Raw genomic sequence first — 21,221 nt, 5'->3', positions numbered from 1 at the left:
AATAGTGACTTCTATTCTGAAAAAACCAATAAACCAAAAGAAAAAAACAATTTTATCGTCATTATTTGGAAATAATCCAAGTTGGCCGTATATGCAACGGTTATGGAAACAAGAAATTCGTTTGCATCCAAATCGCATCATAGTGATTGTGGTTTTAACAATGATTATGGCTGGATTGACGGCTTTATATCCGTTGGTGATTAAACGTGCTTTAGACATGTTCAAAGATAATGATCCCAGAATTTTATATCAAGTTCCCTTATTGGTGATTATGGTAACGGCTGCCAAAGCAGCATCGCAATATGGTCAAACGCTTGCAATTCAAGGTTTGGTCTTGGTTGTGATTCGTGGCTTGCAGAAAAAGATGTTTCTACATCTAGTGTATTCCGATATTGCCAAAGTTGAAAGAGAAGCCCCTGCACAATTAGCCTCTCGTTTTACGACAGATGCCTTGTCTATCCGTGAAGCAATGATTAGGGTGGTCAATGCTTTTGGGGATAGTATTACCGTTGTTGGATTAATCGCTTCCATGTTTTATATGGATTGGGAGCTCAGTTTAATTGCAGCGTTATTATATCCGATTGCTGCTGTTCCTATTCAAAAACTTGGAAAAAAAGTTCGCCGCGCTTCGGGAAATATGCAAGAGCAAATTGGTAAAACAGCTGCTTTGTTAAACGAGACTTTTGCACAATCCAGAACCGTACGTGTTTACGGGATGGAGCAACGGGAAATTGAGCGGACGGGGCAATCCTTTGATCAGCTTTATAATGCGACGCTAAAAATTATTAGTGGTAGGGCTAGGGTCGATCCCATTATGGAAGTTTTGGGCGGGACAGCTGTTGCGGCGGTTCTGGGATTTGCTGGTTGGCGTGCTGCTATGGGGGGGGCGACGCTTGGGGATTTTTCTGGTTTTGTGGCAGCATTGTTATTGGCAGCCCGTCCATTACGGGCATTGGGTTCTTTGAATGCCGCTATGCAAGAAGGAATTTCTGGCTTAGATCGTATTTTTAATATGATTGACGACCCAATTGAAATCAAAGATAAAATAAATACCGTTTCATTACCAGAGGGACAAGGGCAACTGCAATTTGAAGATGTGTATTTCATTCATCCAGGTCGTCAACTTGGATTGCAAGGATTAGATTTTAAGGTCACATCTGGCTTAACCGTTGCATTGGTTGGTCCTTCTGGTGCAGGAAAATCGACAGCCTTAACGCTTATTCCACGATTACATGATGTGCAAAAAGGACGTATTCTTTTTGACGGCGTTGATTTGCGTGATCTTGCTATGACTGAGTTACGCTCTGCCATTGCCTATGTTCCACAAGATCCTTTATTGTTTGATATGTCGATCTTAGACAATATTCTGATTGGGAAACATGATGCGACTAGGGCGGAAATAGATGAGGTTTTGGAAGGGGCAGCAATTAATCAATTTGTTCATAATTTACCTCAAGGGTTGAATACCAGAGTAGGATATGGTGGGCAGCTGCTTTCAGGTGGCCAAAGACAACGTGTTGCCTTGGCAAGGGCTTTGTTGCGTAACCCTCGTTTATTATTGTTGGATGAAGCAACCAGTGCTTTGGATACAGAAAGCGAATATATGGTGCAGCAAGCGTTGGCAAAGCTGCGCAAAGGAAGAACAACTTTGATTGTTGCGCATCGTTTATCAACAGTACGTTCTGCTGATTTAATTGTTGTCATGTGTGATGGTTTAGTGGCAGAGTGCGGAGATCATGAAACGCTGATGGGTTATAATGGGTTATATGCACGTTTGGTGCAAACACAAGATTTAAATCGTTAACTATATAGACTATTTATTAAAATAAATGACAGTTTTTTAAAAGGAAAATCAATGGCAAACAAAGAGGATGAAACAGATCAAGAATCTGTTTCAGCGGTGGACAATTCAGCAAAGAAAAAGGGCGGTTCTTTTAAAAAGATTTTAATTATCGGAATCAGTTTAGTCTTGATTGTTTGTGCGGGTATATATTGGTGGTTAACGCGCCACGATATTGATACTGATGATGCGTTTACGGCTGGGCGAATTGTTTATATTGCACCACATGTCAATGGATATGTCACCGATCTTTTGATTAATGATAATCAGTTTGTTCATAAAGGCGATTTATTATTTAAAATTGATCCTAGGGACTATGAAGCGGCTAAGAAAGAAGCAGAAGGCAGTCTAATTCGCGCGCAAGGGCAATATATTGCATCGCAATATATGTTGGAAGTTGCTAAAAAGAATTATCCAGGTAAGCTGAAAGTCGCTCAAGGGGATTTGGGTGTTGCCAAGTCTCAGGCTTTTAAAGCGAAAACAGAATATACAAGACAACATAGTATTGTCAAAGCAGCGACGACTCAACAAGCTATTGATTATTCTACAGCGGCTTACGATCAAGCCAAAGCAGAGATAATTAAAGCAGAAGGTAACTTATTAATAGCAGAACCGGTAGAAGCCAATATTCAAACCAGCAACAGCCAAATTGAAGAGCAAAAAGGTGCTTTGGAAGCTGCGGAAGCAAAATTAAGGCAAGCAGATCTTAATTTAGGTTGGACAGAGGTCAGAGCGCCTCATGATGGTTGGATTGCAAAACGGAATATTGAGCAAGGAAATTATGTCACCACAGGCCAGTCTGTATTGGCAATTGTAGAGCCAGAAGTCTGGGTTGTTGCGAATTATAAAGAAACGCAAATCACCAATATACGTCCTGGGCAAAAAGCGAAGATTGAAGTTGATGCTTATCCTTTCCTTGATTTAGAAGGGCATGTTGATTCCATTCAGGCTGGAACAGGGGCAGTATTCAGCGCGTTCCCCCCTGAAAATGCAACAGGGAATTATGTTAAAATTGTTCAACGTGTTCCTGTTAAAATTTTAATTGATAAAGGATTAGACCCTAAGATTCCGCTTGCGATTGGATTGTCTGTTGTTCCGACGGTATATACAAAATGAGCGAAATGGTCGTTACAGATGATGGGGTTGACCGTAGTTCTTGGAAACCTAAATATAATCCATGGTTGATTGCCATCGTTGTCACGCTTGCTGCGTTTATGGAGGTCTTAGATACAACGATTGTGAATGTATCTTTGCCTCATATTGCGGGAACATTATCCACAACTTATGATAATGCAACTTGGTCTTTGACGTCATATCTGGCTGCGAATGCTGTTGTTTTGACGATTTCTGGATGGCTGGGACGTGTTTTGGGACGCAAACGCTATTTCCTTATTTGTATTGGGATGTTTACGTTATCGTCTTTTCTGTGTGGTATGGCGAGCAGTCTTGGGGAATTAATTATATTTCGACTCATGCAAGGCTTTTTCGGAGGTGGGCTGCAACCTAATCAACAATCAATTATTTTAGATATCTTTCCACCTGAAAAAAGAGGGGCGGCTTTTGGCTTAACCGCTATGGCGACTATTGTGGCCCCTATTTTAGGACCTTCGTTAGGGGGATGGATTACAGATAATTACTCTTGGCGTTGGGTTTTTTATTTGAATGTTCCGATTGGGATCGTGACGATTTTTGCTGTGATGATGTTACTAGAGGATCCACCTTGGGCAAAAAAACGCAAAGAGCGTGTTGATGTCATTGGACTCACTCTTATTACGGTTGGGCTGGCGTGTTTAGAAGTCATGGTTGATCGTGGAGAAGATGCGGATTGGTTCGGTTCAACAGCGATTTGTTGGTTGGCATTTTTTGCGGTTGTTGGCATTGTCGGTGCCATCTTTTGGTTATTAAAAGCCAAAGACCCCGTTGTGGATTTACGAGCATTCAAAGATCGTAATTTTGCAGTAAGTTGCATTTTAATGGCTGGGTTAGGTGGATGCTTATATGCTTCTGCGATTATTGTTCCGCAATTTTCACAACAAATTATCGGATATACGGCATTTCTGTCTGGCTTGGTTCTGACCCCTGGAGGAATTGTCATTGTATTTTTAATTCCTTTGGTGGGGCGGTTAATTAATTTTGTACAAATTCGATATGTCATTGCATTTGGTTTCTTCTGGATGGGGACATCAATGTTTATTTCTGCACATTTAACCCCAACATTGGATTTTAATCATTTGGTTTTATATCGGATATCGCAAACAGCATGTTTGGCGTTTTTGTTTGTGCCTTTATCTACGATCGCTTTTATGACTATTCCTGCTAAATATAATGCGGATGCTTCGGCATTATTTAGTATGGTTCGAAATGTGTTGGGGGCATTGTGTATTTCTGGGGCGACGGCGTTGGTGACAAATATGAGGCAGATTAACCAAGCCCACATTGTTCATACAATGAGTCCACTGAATCAACCGTTCAATGAATATTTGGCGCACATGAAGGCAGCTGCTCAACAAGCAGGATATGCGGTTCAAGAACAAGCGAATGTTGCAATGACATATTTATATAAAGATTTTCAAAAACAAGTCGCGATTTTGGCTTATAATGATGTGTTTATGATTGTTGGATTTTGTGCGTTTGCGTTTGTACCCATTTGCTTTTTATTGGATGGATATACAGCTAGAAAGAAAAAACAAAAATAGCCATAAAAAAGACATTCCTTTTTAAGGGAATGTCTTTTTTATAAAATCAATAATTAGAATTAAGATTAAATTTGTGCGTATTTCTTAAAATATTCTGATATTTTAAGATAAATATCATGTTTATATCCTGTTTTGATATTTTGTAACTCGGTGATATCAATCCATTTCCATGCATCAAATTCTTTTTCTACATCATTATCAAGATTGATATTTGCATCTTTACCAACAAAACGGACGGCGAACCATTTCTGAGTTTGTCCTTTATATTTCCTTTTTAATGGATTGAGGAGAACATCAGGAGGAAAATCATAAGAAAGCCATTCTGGATATTCTTCTAAGATTTCAATTTGATTGGTACCAATTTCCTCAGCAAGCTCTCTTTTGATTGCTTCACGAGGATTTTCATTAATATCGATGCCACCTTGAGGAAATGACCAAATCCCTTCCTTAGCCAAGTCATGTCGAAGTGCAATAAAGATTTTCCCTTGAGGGTTAAAAATAATTGCAGCAACATTGGGACGATAAGAAAGGTCAGTCATAATATGCTATCCTATTTTAATTAATGTACAGCAGGTTGCTTGGTCTGAGGAGCCTGTTGTTTGTTATCAGCAGGGTTGTTCTCATTTGCAGGTTTAGGAGGATTAGTAGTAGGCTTGTTTTTTTTCAAAACATCAGGATGTGTCACGGGATCAGGCTTAATTTCAGGAATAGGTGTATCTTTTTCAACAGGCAGACCCGCCATAGAACGTACAACTTTTAACCCTTGTTGTAATTGGAAGTCGGTTGCGGGTTTGCTGTAATCATATTTAGGCCAGTTTTTAGGGGGTTGTTTAGGAATAGAAGTCGCAATCGCAGGGAGATCATTTCTGACGACTGGCTTTTCTTTGTTTCCCCCTTCATTCTTGATAATATGATCTAGATCAGCTTCACGAATACTGAATTCTGGTTCATCATAACTGTCTTGAACGGGAATATCAGGCGTGATTCCTAGTCCTTGGATTGAACGACCAGAAGGCGTGTAATAGCGTGCAATGGTTAAACGAATTGCGCCATTACCTGGGATTGGCATAATGGATTGCACTGATCCTTTACCAAAGGTTTTTCCCCCAAGAATAATCGCTCTACGATGATCTTGTAAGGCACCAGATACGATTTCACTTGCGGACGCAGAACCACCATTGGTTAAAACAACGATCGGTAAACCATTGGTTATATCTTTGCCTGATGCATTCCAACGGTGATTTTCTTTGGGATCTCTGGCTTTAGTTGAAACAATAGCACCTTCTTTGATAAAGTCTCGGCTGACGGCGATGGCTTGATCCAATAACCCACCAGGATCATTACGAAGATCGATAATTAGCCCTGCCAACTTTCCGCCAGCTTCTTTTTGTAATTTATCGTAGGCTTTCAACATGCCTTTTTCAGTTTCTTCGTTAAACTGAGAAATACGAATATAGCCAATTTTGCCATATAAAGCGGATTTAATGACCTGAATATGAATAATTTCACGCGTCATGGTGACTTTGATCGGCTTTGGCGTTTTTAGGCGTAACAGCGTTAAGGTAATAGGGGTGTTGGGTTTCCCACGCATTTTATCAACGGCTGTATTTAATGGCGTTCCATCAATATTCTTTCCGTCAATGGCAATAATATAGTCGCCAGCTTTGATCCCAGCACGAGCAGCAGGGGTTCCGTCAATAGGGGAAACCACTTTGATATGACCGTCTTCTTCTTGAACCTCCAGTCCTAATCCACCAAATTCGCCTTTGGTCTGGATTTCCATATTATGATATTGTTTTTCAGTCATATAAGAACTGTGCGGGTCAAGACCTGTTAACATACCATTCAGTGCATTGGTAATTAAATCACGATCAGAAACAGGTTCTACATAATTTGCGCGAACACGTTCGAATACATCCCCAAATAGAGTTAATAAACGGTATGTTTCGGCACTTTTATCAGCGTTAGTTTGATCTTTTTTTACTTCTTCAGCAAGCGCTTGCACCACTAAACTATGATTAGAAAAAGAAGACCATTGACTAAGCTGGGAACCAAGCCCAACACCAGCGATTAAAAAAGCAGTACCTACAAGCAGCCCTTTACGGAACTTCATGCTGATTTTCTCCTGACAATCTATCCCTTATGGGGGGAGCATTAAAGTAAATGACAAAAAGTAAAAATATCATTCTAATCTTTGTTTATAATTTTTCTAGTATAAAAATAGAAAAAAAGCGATCTATAAAAATGGGGAAGGGTTGATCGTGCGTTCCCCACGGCGCAATTGAACGAATAAGGTTGGACGTCCTGCACCAGAGGAGCCTGACCATGCGGGCATACGTCCAATCATCACGCCTTTACTGACATTTTGTCCTGCATCCACATTCAATGCACCCATTCCTGCTAAAACAAAGCGGTAGTTTTTCCCACAATTTAGGATAACCATCTGACCATATCCACGAAAAGAACTGGCGAATTCCACTTGCCCACTACAAGGTGCACGGACGGAAGCCATGGATTGTGGGGCATAGGTTGTTCCTTGTGCGGGTCCAGTATCGGTTGTGCTGCCCCACAAGGAAACGATACGACCAGCAACGGGCGCACCTTTGCTGCTTGATGTGCTGAGACCTGGACCATCATTGTTTTGGGTCACTGTTTTAATTTCTTTTTTAGCAGCCTCTGCTTTGGCTTGATTGCGTGCACGTTCTGCCGCGAGGGCTTCTGCTTTTAATCGTTTTTCAGCGGCTATTTTCGAAGCGGTAATCTTTTGAATCGCATCATTAATGTTATTGGCTTTGGCAGCCGCTTTGGCAGCATCTTGAGAGATTTTAAATGCTGTTGATGCTGAACGTTGTTGAATGGCTCTGGCTTCTTTGGTCGCATTGGCAAGCTGGTCTCTTTGCTTTTCTTGCTCTTTATGCAAATTCTCTAATTGTGTGGTTTTATCAGCTAATTTTGTTTGTAAATCATTCAGCTCTTTTTTGTGTTGTTGAATAATTTTTGCCTTTTGTTCTAGCTGAGCTGAGATCCCTTTAATAATGGACAAACCAAGCGTTGAACGAGAAGAGTTAATCGGTGCCGCAAGCAATGTATCAGTTGGATACAAAGAAAGTCGTTCAATAACAGGCAAGAATTTAGAAAAATGTTTAGACTCTTCTTGAAGTTTTTGATTTAAAACCTCTACTTGTTTCTTTAATTGTTCAATTTGTTCTGCCAGCTTTTCTGATTTTGTTTCTGTTTCTTGTAACGCGCGGGTTGCTTTGAGCATTTCATTATTAAGGCTTTCTGCTTTTTTTCGATCTTCAGCAGCCTTTTTAATAGCGCTTTCTTTTTGTTGTTTTAAATCTCTTAATACTGTTGTGGCTTGTTGCTTTTGTTGCTGTAATCGTTTTTGAGCCTCTTTTGCTTGTTGTAAGGCTTCTTTGGCTGATGTGGGTTTTTCTGCTTGAGCAGTAGAATTATTAAAAGTAAATATAATCGAGGAAAAGAAAAAGACGCAGATCCCCCTTAAAACGATTTTAGAAAATCGTTTGGAATAGAAAAGGGGATGTTGCGTCGACTTTTTCAGAAAATCCTCGTTTTAGTCTTTAATTAATATTTTGCCTGTCATTTCTTCGGGTTGAGGCAAATTCAACAAGTGTAATACAGTAGGTGCCAAGTCAGCTAATCTTCCATCACGTAATTCCACCCCAGGAACGCCTGCAAGGATCACTGGAACTTTGTCAAGTGTGTGTTGTGTATGCGGTTCGCCGGTGACTGGATCAACCATAATTTCACAGTTACCATGATCTGCTGTAATAATCAAAGCACCGTTTTGTTGTTTGATGGCTTTGACGACTTCACCTAATGCTTTATCGATGGCTTCTACAGCTTTGATGGCGGCATCAAGCATTCCTGTGTGACCGACCATGTCTGGGTTTGCAAAATTGACAACGATCAAGTCATACTTTTGACTATTAATAGCATCAACAATTTTAGAGGTCAGCTCTGGAGCTGACATTTCAGGTTGTAAGTCATATGTGGCGACTTTGGGAGAATTGACCAAAATACGATCTTCGCCAGGGAACGGTTCTTCACGACCACCATTTAAGAAATAGGTAACATGAGGATATTTTTCTGTTTCAGCAGAACGAAGTTGTTTTAATCCAGCTTTGGAAACCACTTCACCCAAGACATTATTTATGGATTCTGGTGGAAATAAAACCCCCATATAGTTTGCAAGCACGTCACTATATTGGGTCATTCCCAAAACTTTGGAGAATTTAACTATTTTTGAGCGGATAAATCCGTCAAAATCAGGAAACAGGAATGCATCCATTAATTGACGAATACGATCTGCGCGGAAATTAAAGGATAAAATACCGTCACCATCTTGCATTCCTTGGTAATCACCAATAACAGTCGGTACAATAAATTCATCAGTGATTTTTTCGTTATAAGAATCTGTTATGGTGGATAATGCATCTGTTTTGTGTGGACCCTCAGCTGAAATCAACGCATCATAGGCTTTTTTTACACGATCCCAACGTTTGTCACGATCCATTGCGTAATAGCGTCCAGAAACGGTTGCAATTTTTACTGCTTGAGGAAGTTCTTTCAAAGCCTCTGTAACAAATTCTTTGGCTGATTCAGGGGGTGTATCTCGACCATCGGTAAAGATATGTAATGCAACTTTGATGCCTGCTGCGTGTAAAGATTTCGCCAAACCAACAGCATGATCTTGATGCGCATGAACCCCACCAGGAGAGAATAGTCCTAGCAAATGGCATGTGCCGCCATTTTTCTTTAAGGTTTCGATAAAATCGATCATGAGTGGTTTTTGAAGAATGGAACCTTCTTTAATGGCTTTGCCAATTTTTGGTAGATCTTGCATAATGATACGACCCGCACCAATACCCATATGACCGACTTCTGAATTACCCATTTGCCCCTCAGGCAAACCGACATCTTCGCCACTTGCTTCAAGTAAAGCATGGGGGCATTCTTTTAATAAATAATTTAAATTAGGAGTATTTGCATTTGCAATCGCATTATTTTTGTGTTCTGGATTATATCCAAACCCGTCAAGAATGGTTAACATGACTGGGCGATATTTGTTTTGAGTCATTTTTATATCCTATTTCTTTGAAACAAGTAAAAAATCAAATAAATGTTTTATAATGTGCATTGTAGAATGAACTAATAAGAATATTATGGATACGACTATAACATAATAATAGACATTGCTTGTGAATTTTTTCTGTAAAATGAAGAAATGTTTTTATGAGTTGGTAAGGTGAATTTTAACATTCAAAATAACATTAAGGTAAATGGCAATGGTGCAGCAATCAAAAAAAGAGTTTTTATGGGTCTCTAATTTATCGTCTGAACAATTAAGGGTAATGCGCGATCACGGAACGGAACCACCTGGTAGCAGTCCACTCAATTATGAAACACGTTCAGGAACGTATTTTTGTGCAGGGTGTCATACGTCATTATTTCATGGAAATATGAAATATGATAGCGGTTGTGGTTGGCCAGCGTTTTTTACCGTCATTGATGGCGCTATTGAAACAGAAATAGATCACAGTCATCATATGGTCAGGACAGAGGTTCATTGTGCAAATTGCAAAGCCCATTTGGGGCATGTTTTTCCTGATGGTCCAAAACCAACAGGCGAGCGATATTGTATTAACGGGGTTTCTTTGAAATTTAAAAAAGAAGATGTGTAAGGGTTAGGATATTTTCAAAGAGGATTTGGATTGATTAGCAATCAGCCAGAAACTCAATCCAATCATGGCGATTAATTCTTACAGATTATGATTGTGATTATTGGTGAACATCGTGATGAATTGACTTTTGGAATATCTAGCCAAAGATGTCAAAAGTGGCGTAATACAATTTATGAAATATGCTCTCGATATAAGAGTATATTTTGGTCAAATAACGAGTTTCTACCGACATTAATTGTCCCCCTATCAGACCCCGATGAGTTTAAGTTACCATCTTTAATAGAAGAGTGCGCTGAAGTAATGTCGCTCTCTTTTGAGGCTGTATATAACTCTGGAATATACGACAAATATACCGATTATGACGATGATGAATTATTAACCATTGTGCATTGTGCAGATTTGTTAATTGATTTTTGGGCAGAAATTTGATAAATGTAATGTTGTTTCTGTTAAAGATGCTTTAAAAAGCAATTTACTCATGGATGATTAATTGAACTTAAAAACAAAAAAACAAAAAAGAAATAGCGGCTAGTTGGAAAAAAAATTATAAATATTTAAATTTACTTTATAAAATCACTGAAAAATACTTCGTAATATTTGGTTGGTTTATAATAATATCTACACTATTAGCGTTACAAGAACATCATAATAGCAATATTCTTAAAATCATTATTTTAATATCAACAGTCATGCTAGTAGGTTGTTTATTACCCATAATTACAATGATTATAGATATCATTGTAATTGTATGTGATAATATGTAAGTTAACCAAAACAGAAATAGTAATGGCTGGAGTTGTTTTTTCTTTTATTATCACAGTAATAATTATATATTTCTTATCAAGATTTATCCTTTTTATATTAAGCGAATATATAAAATTTTTGTAGTTAAACCTTTATTCTTTTTCAATTAAATCTTCTGAAAAGACTTTTTCACTAGCGTTTTTTATAGGTGTAACATCTAAAGAGGGTTTAGTGACAAATGTTAAATTTAAATTATAATGTAACATACCGCTGGTCATGATATAGCCCAAAAAATCGTAATTGCTAGGGCGGCTCATTGTTTCTGTATTTACGACGATCTGACGTTTATTTTGTTTATTAATGACGTTCATCTTCATGCCTTTACAACTGACATTTCCCTCGATACAATCATTTAGTAAAAAGAATTTATACGTTTTTGATTCATAAACATCACTTTTATCATAATTCCACTTACCATTCTCTTGTAAAACCGTTTTTGGTGCAGCATTTTTGCTTTCTTGAATAATGGTTAACGTCCAAGTATCTAGATTTTTTGGATCAGTTGAAGGGGATAGGGTATATGTGTAGTTTTTATTAATAAAAGAATACCCTTTGAAATTATATGAAGGGCTGTCATTGAGTGTGTTACCTTTTATTACAATTTTTTGTTGGTTTTTCTTATTAATACCAGTGTAAATCACATTGTCACAAATATTGGCATATAAAGGGCAGGAATCTTCTATATAGATTTTAAATTTTTCTGTTTCAAAAAAAGGCGTTTTGAACTGAGTTGCCTGAGCTTTTGCTTGCAAAGGTATCATGCAAGTTATGGATAAAATTATGAGGGTATAACTAAAAATATTTTTAAATAACATTGCGTGCTATCATATAAAATATAGAGCTGTTTATAAGTTAACAACTCTATTTATTTGAATAAATCAAACTCTTTCGACTTTATATTTGGCTTGCAAACATTCAACAATTTCTTGGGAATGTTCGGCACTACGTGCTTCAATCATAATTTCTAAAACGGCTGATTGGACGCTGGAGGTAGTAAAAAGCCGTTGGTGAGAAACTTCGATAATATTACCGTTCAGTTCTATACCAATAATATGCGATATATCCGCTAACACACCAGGGCGATCAGGAATAAAAAAGCGTAATCTTAATAAGCGACCTTCACGTAACAAAGTACGCAACAATGTATTAGCTAAAATACGGGTATCGATATTGGCACCACTGATAGGGAAAGCAATATTCTTGTTTTTAAACCGTTCTGGATAAGTCAAAATGGCAGCCAAAGCGTTGGCTCCAGAACCCTCAGTTACTTGTTTTGCATGTTCAGCGGTTAACGTGATGGCATCTTCAATGGCTTGTTCAGGAACAGAGATAATATCATGCACATGCTTTTTGATAACTTCGAACGGATAATGTCCTAGCTTGCGAACCGCAGTACCTTCGGCAATGGTGGCACCTCCTAAAACAGGCAAGTCCTTATTTTGTGTCATTGAATAGGAAAAAAATTGTTCACTTTGTACACCAATGACTTTGGTATAAGGACGTAGCGCAGCCGCTGCAATCGCAAATCCCGCAATTAATCCACCACCACCAACGGGAACAAGCAAATAGTCAAATTCACCAGCATCTTCAAAGATTTCCAATGCTGCGGTTCCTTGTCCAGCCATGACGGCTGGATCATCGTAAGGATGTACAAAAATACGTCCCTCTTTGGCAGCCAGTTCATCAGCAAATAAAGAGGCTTGGGCAAAATCATCGCCTTCTAGAATAATTCTTGCGCCCCATGCAGCAGTACGGTTGACTTTAGCAACAGGGGTAAATTTGGGCATGACAATAATGGCATCAATGCCCATTAATTGTGAATGACGAGCAACCCCTTGAGCATGATTTCCAGCAGAAACGGTGATAACACCACGATTTTTCTCTTCTTCAGTCAACAAAGCCAATCGATTGGCAGCACCGCGCTCTTTAAAAGATCCTACAGATTGCAAGTTCTCAAGTTTAAGTGTGAGGTTTGCACCAACTCTTTTTGACAAAGATTGACAAGCAATTGTAGGCGTACGTGTAACGTGACCTTTGATTCGTTCTGCGGCGGCATAGATATCATTAATAGAAAGCATTATTTTAAACCAGACCTAGGCACCATAAGTTATATCAAGGATTTCGTAAGAGCGGTCTCCACCTGGTGCAGGAACGGAAACGGTTGATCCTTTTTCTTTTCCAATCAAGGCTTTTGCCAATGGGGATGAAATAGAAAGTAAGCCTTGTTTAATGTCTGCTTCGTGAACGCCGACAATTTGGTAGGTCATTTCTTTGTCAGTTTCTTCATCAACCAATAACACTTTGGCACCAAATTTGACAGAATTCCCAGAAAGTGTTGATGGATCAATGACTTGTGCAGAAGAGATGATTTGCTCAAGTTCTAAAATACGTCCTTCAGTAAAAGATTGACGATCACGAGCAGCGTCATATTCTGCATTTTCAGATAAATCACCATGGCTGCGTGCTTCTGCGATTGCACGAATAATTTCAGGGCGCTCTTTATCTTTAAGGCGACGAAGCTCTTCTTCCAGACGTTGAAGCCCTTGTGCCGTCATTGGAAATTTTTGCAAGATTAACTATCCTTTAAAAAACGAACAAGAAGATACTATAGCGAAAATCAGTATAATAATAAATAACTTTCTACTGAAACAAAGTATTGAGTATCAAAATATTATTTAATCTGCTTTAATATACACTCATGTCACACGTTAATATAAGAATCCATCAGATAGATAACTAGAAAACTGCCTGTAACTGCTGCTCTATGCACACAAAATAGTCCGCATATAACTCCCCCTACACAGCCACCAGTATACCAACCGCTCCTGCTCCATACGACATTAATTCACGTTCAGTCGCAGCAATCTGATTATCCTCAGTTATAATATTATAAAGGGAAACCAAAAGAAAAACACAGAGCATATATTTTCTTATAGCATCTAATGTTTGAATTTTTGATTCAAATAATTTGTGATCTTTAAGAGCTTTTAATTATTTTGGATCGGGATTCCCTGATGTTTGCAATATTTTTTGTCGCTATTTTTATATTAAGTGTGCAATAAATATGAAATATATTTTTAAAAATAGATAAAAGAGCGGAATTATAAAAGATGCAGCATATAAGATTGATGGGACTTATTGGTTTGGGAATAGGGTTTGGTTCATTTGCTTATGCTGATGGGATCACATACCCAATTTTTGAGTATAAAGACTGGCAAATTGTGTGTGATAATACGCGTACCTGTCGTGCCGCAGGGTATTCTGTTGAAGATGCTTTGAATCGTGTGAGTGTTTTGTTAACCAGAAAGGCTGGTATGGGGCAAGAGGTAACAGCCAAAGTGAAATTTTCAGATATTTCCTATGATGGTGATGCTATTAATGAACCTGATATCATTACTTTGAATATAGATAATCATTCTTATGGTGCAATTGGCAAAGTGGTTGATGAAAAAATTAGTGTTCATTCATTGAATAAATTCCAAACAGAGGCTTTAATTAAAGCGCTCAAAGGGACTTCGAAAATTACTTTTGTTGGTGGGAATAAGGAGTGGGTCTTGTCTGGTAATGGAGCAGCAGCAACCTTATTAAAAATGGATGATGTGCAAGGACGTGTTGGAACCTCATCTGCCTTAATAAAAAAAGGAATAAAATCAGAGGAGGATGTTTTACCAGCCTTGCCTATGCCTATTATCCATCAACAACCTATCCCAACAGAAAACCCTAAGTTGTGGCAGAGCAAACTTGATTGGGATGCCGTAAAAAAAGAACTCCCTAGTGGTAAAAAGCTAGGAGATGATAATTATTGTCAATTATTAACTGAAGGGGATACGGATTTAGGGAAATTTGAACCTCAAGTTGTTGCTGTATTATCTCATAAACGCCTGTTGGTCAGCGGATTATGTTGGCGAGCTGCTTATAATGAAGGATATGGTTATTGGATTATTCAACAACAACAGCCTTATAAACCTCAATTAATAACGACTTTGGGGGATATGACACTGAAAAACGGTTTCAAAAAGAGCAACATCATTGAGTCTTATATGAAGGGTAGAGGGCTTGGCGATTGTATATCTCGTATATCGTGGGTATGGGATGGCGAAAATTTTGTTAAAACATATGATGGCAACTCAGGAATGTGTCGCATGATTACTCTAGGTGGTACATGGGATTTGCCAAGTTATGTTGCTAAATTAAAATGAGATTTTCGTAATGACCCAACTAACTTGGCATACATACTCCCAGTCATCAAATCGGTTTTCTGATATAGAGCTTGACTGGTTATTCAATCAAGGTTCTTTGACCGAACGCCTAATACAACTTAGTCAAAATGCTTTTTCTCTTGAAATCGTGTCCGAGACCTTACAAATGTTAAGACAAGATGAATATAACTATTTAAATATATCTTCTTTACAAAAACAGTGGGTCAGGGAAGTGATCTTGAAAGGGAATGATATCCCTTGGGTTTATGCACGAAGTATTATTCTTTGTAATAAAAATAATCAAAGCAATATGAACGCATTAACCAATATTGGCACAAAATCTCTTGGTTCGATATTGTTTGAGCAAGATTGTTTTAATCGATCTGAGATAGAAGTGACACAATATCCGATAAAACTTTTACCTTTTCAACAGTTTTGCGATAACTTGTGGGCAAGGCGCTCAAGATTCTATAACGATACGTACATGGTCGTGGTGCAGGAAATATTTTTACCCCATTTTTGGCAAACTATACAATCTACAAAATAACAATTATTTTATCATCATCTTGTAGATTGAGGGGGGGGGTAATATTAAATTAAATTATTTGGAAAATCTGCTGGTAATTCATCAGAGGCACAATTAATAACTTCTTCGTTATTAATGCCACGATCTTTTGTGAAAGTGATGTTGGCAAACTCATTAATAATTTCAATTGGATAAGTTGGACCAGCTTCACGATAAAATTCCATCAAAGGGAGTTGATCGTTTTGAAAGCCCCTGGTCCTTTCTGGATGATTTAAAATCCAACGTGGAAAGAATATGGTTCCTTGATACAAATTGTCTTTGAGATTGATAACAATACTGACATTGGTTCCCGTTGGTTCCGTCCAAGAGAGTTTACATATTTCTGCAGCAATCCTAGCAATATGCACGGGTTGGTTTTTAACCCATTTTTGCCCGATAAGACCATTATGAATGCGATAATCGACGATGTTTTCGTTTTTGATATAAAGTTCATAATTCCAACCATTGTCATAAGTAAAAATAAATTGCTTACCCAGAAAATGTGTGAGATCTTTTCTATCAAAATTAGGCATGGAAATTTCCTTTTAATATTCTCAGATCAAAATATATAAATAGAGCTAGCCATTAGATTGTGTAATCATATCTAAATTGCAATAGTTTATACAGTAAAATATTATGTGTGGTAGCGTATTTCTAAGGCGGATACAAAATGATGTGTTGCAAGCAAAGTAATGAAAGAATAACATCTGTTATATAAAGCGATAGATGTTATTCTTTCATATATTCTAATGTTTAAAATATGATTGTAAAGGGGCTACGTCTAATTGTCCAGCACGTAATGCGGAAATTGCATGAACCGCAGCCATTGCACCAGCCATTGTCGTATAATAAGGGATAGCATGCGTTAACGCGGAATGGCGAATATCAAAACTATCTGCGGTGGCTTGTGCCCCTTGAACTGTATTGATAATCAGTTGAACTTCTCCTGAAAGGATGGCGTCAATACAATGAGGACGACCCTCAAGCACTTTATTGACGATTTTTGCTTCAATTCCAGCTTGTTTTAAAGTTTCTGCTGTGCCTCTGGTTGCGAGGATGGTAAAGCCCATCTCGGTTAGTTTACGTCCTATTGAAGGTAAAGAAACACGATCATTATGACGAACAGAAAGGAATACGTTGCCAGATAATGGCAAGGTAACGCCAGCACCTAATTGAGATTTGGCAAAAGCGCGTTCAAAGGATGTATCAATACCCATTACTTCACCCGTAGAGCGCATTTCTGGACCCAAAATAATATCAACATTCGGGAAACGTGCAAATGGGAAAACGGCTTCTTTGACAGCCACATGACCAGAAGAAGAGTGTTCTTTGAGATTAAAAGATTTTAGCTTCTCGCCCGCCATGACTCTTGCACCAATTTTTGCAACTGGAACACCCGTAGCTTTGGCTACAAAAGGAACCGTTCTGGACGCACGAGGATTGACTTCTAAGATGAAGATTTCATTGTTTTTTATGGCATATTGAACATTCATCAATCCAACGATGCCCAAGGCTTTGGCTAAGGTCGATGTTTGTGCTTTAAGCTCAGTGACAACTGAAGGAGCCAAAGTATAGGGAGGAATAGAGCAAGCACTGTCCCCAGAATGGATGCCGGCTTGTTCAATATGTTCCATAACACCAGCGACATACACATCCTCACCATCAGCCAGACAATCGACATCGGTTTCAATAGCATCGCTAAGATACTGATCGATCAATAATGGACCAGAGGTAACATCAATACCAGCAGATTGCAGCACATCGCGTAAATAACGATGTAAGCTCGTTTTATCATAAACGATTTCCATTGCCCGTCCACCCAAGACATAAGAGGGGCGAATAACAACGGGATAACCAATTTGCTCGGCAATTTTCTCAGCTTCTTCGCCATTACGAGCAATACCATTTGAAGGTTGGCGTAATCCAAGCTTTTGTAATAATACTTGGAAACGTTCGCGGTCTTCGGCTAAATCAATCGCATCAGCAGGTGTGCCTAATAAAGGTATGCCTGCATCTTCCAATGCTTTGGAAAGTTTTAATGGGGTTTGTCCGCCATATTGAACGATACATCCTTTGACTTTACCATTTTCTTGTTCGCGTCTGATTAAAGCAATCACGTCTTCATTGGTTAATGGTTCAAAATATAAACGATCAGAAGTATCATAATCTGTTGAGACAGTCTCAGGATTACAATTGACCATGATCGTTTCATAGCCAGCCTCTCTGAGCGCATAAGAAGCATGCACACAACAATAATCGAATTCAATGCCTTGTCCGATACGATTAGGACCACCACCTAAGATAATGATTTTTTCACGATCGGTTGGGTTGCTTTCACAGACTGGTGCATTGAAGCTGCCTTCATAAGTAGAATACATATAAGAGGTAGAAGAAGCAAACTCACCAGCACAAGTATCAATGCGTCTATAAACTGGTGCAACATTAAGGGTGTTACGATGGTGTGCGACTTCGATTTCAGTTTTATTGGTTAATAGAGCGAGCTGTTTATCAGAGAACCCAAGTGCTTTAATTGCTCTTAATTGATAGGTATCGTTTGGTAAACCATTGGTTTGAATTTCGTTCTCAACCTGAATGATTTTTTCAAGCTCACGCAAGAACCATAAATCTAAACGACAGGCTTCATGAATATTTTCCAAGGAGATGCCTGCACGAATGGCTTGTGCTGCCATTAAAATACGGTTCGGGCGTGGTTGAGAAAGGGCACCACGGAATGAATCAATATCGCCATCCCCAGGGATTTCAACAGGATCAAGCCCAGAAAGCCCGATTTCCATTGAACGAAGCCCTTTTTGTAACGCTTCTGGGAAAGAACGACCAATTGCCATTGCTTCTCCAACAGATTTCATGCTGGTGCTAAGTAATGCAGGTGTGCCAGGGAATTTTTCAAAAGTGAAACGAGGGATCTTTACAACAACATAATCGATCGTAGGTTCGAAAGATGCAGGGGTTGTTTTGGTAATATCATTTTTTAATTCGTCGAGTGTATAGCCAATAGCAAGTTTTGCTGCAATTTTAGCAATTGGGAAGCCCGTTGCTTTGGAAGCCAATGCAGAAGAACGAGATACACGAGGATTCATCTCAATAACAACCATACGACCATCAACAGGGTTTAACCCGAATTGCACGTTTGATCCACCTGTATCCACTCCAATGGCACGTAAACAAGCAATCGATGCATCACGCATACGTTGATATTCTTTGTCAGTTAACGTCAATGCAGGGGCAACGGTAATTGAATCTCCTGTATGAATTCCCATTGGATCAATATTTTCTATAGAACAAATAATGATACAATTATCCGCACTGTCGCGGACAACTTCCATTTCGAATTCTTTCCAACCTAAAATACTTTCTTCAATCAGAACTTCTGTTGTAGGAGATGCGTCTAGACCAGAGGTAACAATTTGCTCAAACTCATCTTTGTTATAAGCAATACCACCACCTGAACCACCTAGGGTAAAAGAAGGGCGAATGACAGCGGGAAGCCCTGTGAATTTTAATGCTTCTCTAGCTTCTTCAATCGTATGAGCAATGGTGCTACGGGGGCTTTCAATCCCAATTTTTTCCATTGTTTCGCGGAATTTTAAACGATCTTCAGCACGATCAATAACATCTGCTTTGGCACCAATTAACTCAACATTATGTTTTATTAGGAATCCAGATTTGTCCAACGCCATGGCTGTATTCAAAGCAGTTTGCCCACCCATTGTTGGTAGGATTGCATCGGGTTTTTCTTTAAGAATAATTTTCTCAACGGTTTCTGGGGTAATCGGTTCGATATAAGTCGCATCGGCCATGTCAGGGTCAGTCATGATTGTGGCTGGATTAGAATTGACCAAAATCACACGATAGCCTTCTTCTCTCAATGCTTTACAAGCCTGAGCACCAGAATAATCGAATTCACATGCCTGACCGATCACAATCGGTCCAGCACCAATAATCATAATAGAGGATATGTCTGTCCGTTTAGGCATAGGAACACCTTATTGTTTTTTGTTAGGAGAGTGTTGATCCATTAATTCCGCAAAACGTTGGAATAAATAATGGCTATCGGTGGGACCGGGGCTGGCCTCGGGATGGTATTGCACAGAAAATACAGGATATTTATCCGAGGCAATGCCTTCATTAGACCCATCAAATAAATTAATATGTGTCTCATGAGCATCAGAAGGTAAGCTCTTGGGGTCAACAGCAAAACCATGATTTTGGCTGGTAATTTCAACTTTGCCTGTTTTTAAATCTTTAACGGGTTGATTGGCACCGCGCTGTCCTTGATCCATTTTGTAAGTTTTACCGCCTAAAGCATGGGCAAGAAGCTGATGTCCAAGACAAATTCCAAAAATAGGAATGCGTTTTTCTAATAATTCTTTTAAGACAGGCACGGTATAATGTGCGGTTGCCGCTGGATCAGCAGGACCATTGGATAAAAAGACACCATCAGGATTATGGCTTAGGATTTCCGCAGTGGAAGCCGTGGCAGGAACAATGGTAAGGTTGCAGCCAACTTCAACAAGGTTACGGAAAATATTATGTTTGGCACCATAATCAATCGCAACGACATTATATGTTTTGCTAGGTTTAGGTGAGGTTTCATCACCCCAATGCCAAACACCTTTTTTCCATTGATGAGATTCTGAGCAAGTGACTTCTTGAGCTAAATCCATCCCTTGTAATCCAGGCCATGCCTTTACTTGTTCTTGTAAGAACGGAATATCAAAGATGCCATCTTCTGGGAAATATAATAAAGCATTTTGTGGGCCTTGGTCACGAATGCGCAAGGTCAAACTGCGGGTATCAATACCACAGATCCCAGAGATATGTTGTTGTTTTAACCAGTCTTGTAATGGACTGGTTGATCGCCAACTGGCTGGTTGCGTAATTTGTTGCTTAACAATCAGTCCTTTGGCGACAATTTTATTGGCTTCGTTATCGTCAATATTTGTGCCAACATTACCTATATGAGGAAAAGTAAAGGTAATGAGTTGCCCAGCAAAAGAGGGATCAGTTAATGTTTCTTGATATCCAGTCATGCTGGTGGAAAAGCAGATTTCGCCAATAGAAAGATTATCTTTGGAGGAAAATGCCCCAAATCCGATTCCCCATAAAAAAGTACCGTCCTCTAATAGAAGGACGGCATTTGCACCTGCGGGGCAGGTATGAGGAGTAGAATCGGAAAGTTCATTTGGTTGTAAATCAGACAATGTTAGACCCGTTTCTTGAATAATAGTTGCCCAATGTTTGGATGGAATGGCACGGGCTTGTTTCCACTTGCGGATAGCCTCGGTGCTGACTTTGGTAATGCGGGCGGCGTTTTCAATCCCCCCAAGACGAGAAATAATTGTATCAATATCCATCATGTCCTTATGTCCTTTGCTGGACGAATGTCGT

General features: G+C 39.0%; 17 protein-coding genes. 7 read left to right on the top strand and 10 right to left on the bottom strand.

Features of this window, described 5'->3' with window-relative positions:
- Positions 1 to 91 precede the first annotated feature (91 nt).
- Genes QJV33_RS03670 through QJV33_RS03660 form a run of 3 tightly spaced genes read left to right on the top strand, consistent with a single transcriptional unit; the run spans position 92 to position 4,536 of the window.
- Complete coding sequence (locus QJV33_RS03670) at positions 92 to 1,804, top strand: ABC transporter ATP-binding protein (RefSeq protein ID WP_281463381.1); 1,713 nt, start codon at positions 92 to 94, stop codon at positions 1,802 to 1,804.
- A gap of 51 nt (positions 1,805 to 1,855) precedes the next feature.
- Complete coding sequence (locus tag QJV33_RS03665; protein ID WP_281462053.1) at positions 1,856 to 2,956, top strand: HlyD family secretion protein; 1,101 nt, start codon at positions 1,856 to 1,858, stop codon at positions 2,954 to 2,956.
- Positions 2,953 to 4,536 (top strand): DHA2 family efflux MFS transporter permease subunit, encoded by a 1,584-nt coding sequence (locus tag QJV33_RS03660; RefSeq protein ID WP_281462052.1) that lies wholly within the window; start codon positions 2,953 to 2,955, stop codon positions 4,534 to 4,536. Before QJV33_RS03665 ends, QJV33_RS03660 begins: the two co-directional genes overlap by 4 nt.
- A gap of 65 nt (positions 4,537 to 4,601) precedes the next feature.
- Here QJV33_RS03660 and QJV33_RS03655 read toward each other — a convergent pair whose 3' ends face one another.
- The 4 genes from QJV33_RS03655 to gpmI form a co-directional block, all read right to left on the bottom strand.
- Positions 4,602 to 5,075: an RNA pyrophosphohydrolase gene (locus tag QJV33_RS03655; protein WP_281462051.1), complete on the bottom strand. Its 474-nt coding sequence runs from the start codon at positions 5,073 to 5,075 to the stop codon at positions 4,602 to 4,604.
- 20 nt (positions 5,076 to 5,095) lie between these two features.
- Positions 5,096 to 6,649 carry a S41 family peptidase gene (locus QJV33_RS03650; protein ID WP_281462050.1) on the bottom strand — a complete coding sequence of 518 codons (1,554 nt, stop codon included), beginning with the start codon at positions 6,647 to 6,649 and terminating at the stop codon, positions 5,096 to 5,098.
- Between the two features lie 123 nt (positions 6,650 to 6,772).
- Complete coding sequence (locus QJV33_RS03645; RefSeq protein WP_281462049.1) at positions 6,773 to 7,801, bottom strand: murein hydrolase activator EnvC family protein; 1,029 nt, start codon at positions 7,799 to 7,801, stop codon at positions 6,773 to 6,775.
- A 312-nt stretch (positions 7,802 to 8,113) separates the two neighbouring features.
- Positions 8,114 to 9,640, bottom strand: a complete 1,527-nt coding sequence (gene gpmI / locus QJV33_RS03640; RefSeq protein ID WP_281462048.1) for a 2,3-bisphosphoglycerate-independent phosphoglycerate mutase — start codon at positions 9,638 to 9,640, stop codon at positions 8,114 to 8,116.
- A 208-nt stretch (positions 9,641 to 9,848) separates the two neighbouring features.
- Here gpmI and msrB point away from each other — a divergent pair, with 208 nt between their 5' ends.
- Both msrB and QJV33_RS03630 read left to right on the top strand, forming a co-directional pair.
- Complete coding sequence (gene msrB / locus QJV33_RS03635) at positions 9,849 to 10,244, top strand: peptide-methionine (R)-S-oxide reductase MsrB (RefSeq protein ID WP_281462047.1); 396 nt, start codon at positions 9,849 to 9,851, stop codon at positions 10,242 to 10,244.
- Between the two features lie 300 nt (positions 10,245 to 10,544).
- On the top strand, positions 10,545 to 10,673 hold the full coding sequence (locus tag QJV33_RS03630; RefSeq protein ID WP_281462046.1) for a hypothetical protein: 129 nt from the start codon (positions 10,545 to 10,547) through the stop codon (positions 10,671 to 10,673).
- A 467-nt stretch (positions 10,674 to 11,140) separates the two neighbouring features.
- Here QJV33_RS03630 and QJV33_RS03625 read toward each other — a convergent pair whose 3' ends face one another.
- From QJV33_RS03625 to greA, 3 genes are all read right to left on the bottom strand, one after another.
- Complete coding sequence (locus tag QJV33_RS03625; RefSeq protein ID WP_281462045.1) at positions 11,141 to 11,863, bottom strand: hypothetical protein; 723 nt, start codon at positions 11,861 to 11,863, stop codon at positions 11,141 to 11,143.
- Between the two features lie 63 nt (positions 11,864 to 11,926).
- Positions 11,927 to 13,126 (bottom strand): threonine ammonia-lyase, encoded by a 1,200-nt coding sequence (locus QJV33_RS03620; protein WP_281462044.1) that lies wholly within the window; start codon positions 13,124 to 13,126, stop codon positions 11,927 to 11,929.
- 15 nt (positions 13,127 to 13,141) lie between these two features.
- A complete protein-coding gene (gene greA / locus QJV33_RS03615) occupies positions 13,142 to 13,618 on the bottom strand; it encodes a transcription elongation factor GreA (RefSeq protein WP_281462043.1) in 477 nt (158 codons plus the stop codon).
- 540 nt (positions 13,619 to 14,158) lie between these two features.
- Here greA and QJV33_RS03610 point away from each other — a divergent pair.
- Both QJV33_RS03610 and QJV33_RS03605 read left to right on the top strand, forming a co-directional pair.
- Positions 14,159 to 15,247 carry a DUF1176 domain-containing protein gene (locus QJV33_RS03610; RefSeq protein ID WP_281462042.1) on the top strand — a complete coding sequence of 363 codons (1,089 nt, stop codon included), beginning with the start codon at positions 14,159 to 14,161 and terminating at the stop codon, positions 15,245 to 15,247.
- A gap of 10 nt (positions 15,248 to 15,257) precedes the next feature.
- Positions 15,258 to 15,794, top strand: a complete 537-nt coding sequence (locus QJV33_RS03605; protein ID WP_281462041.1) for a chorismate--pyruvate lyase family protein — start codon at positions 15,258 to 15,260, stop codon at positions 15,792 to 15,794.
- Positions 15,795 to 15,838: 44 nt separating this feature from the next.
- Here the strand turns inward: QJV33_RS03605 and QJV33_RS03600 are convergent, their stop codons facing one another.
- The 3 genes from QJV33_RS03600 to carA all read right to left on the bottom strand — a co-directional run bounded on the left by QJV33_RS03600 (position 15,839) and on the right by carA (position 21,190).
- Positions 15,839 to 16,345 carry a phenolic acid decarboxylase gene (locus QJV33_RS03600; protein ID WP_281462040.1) on the bottom strand — a complete coding sequence of 169 codons (507 nt, stop codon included), beginning with the start codon at positions 16,343 to 16,345 and terminating at the stop codon, positions 15,839 to 15,841.
- Positions 16,346 to 16,558: 213 nt separating this feature from the next.
- Positions 16,559 to 19,807 carry a carbamoyl-phosphate synthase large subunit gene (carB, locus tag QJV33_RS03595; protein WP_281462039.1) on the bottom strand — a complete coding sequence of 1,083 codons (3,249 nt, stop codon included), beginning with the start codon at positions 19,805 to 19,807 and terminating at the stop codon, positions 16,559 to 16,561.
- Between the two features lie 9 nt (positions 19,808 to 19,816).
- Positions 19,817 to 21,190, bottom strand: coding sequence for a glutamine-hydrolyzing carbamoyl-phosphate synthase small subunit (gene carA / locus QJV33_RS03590; RefSeq protein WP_281462038.1), 1,374 nt, complete (start codon positions 21,188 to 21,190; stop codon positions 19,817 to 19,819).
- Positions 21,191 to 21,221: the final 31 nt, after the last annotated feature.

It is taken from the genome of Commensalibacter nepenthis, from assembly GCF_029953305.1.
GTDB classification, from domain to species: Bacteria; Pseudomonadota; Alphaproteobacteria; order Acetobacterales; family Acetobacteraceae; genus Commensalibacter; species Commensalibacter nepenthis.
Note: the sequence above shows the minus strand (reverse complement) of the source record. Positions and strands in the feature narration are given on the sequence as shown.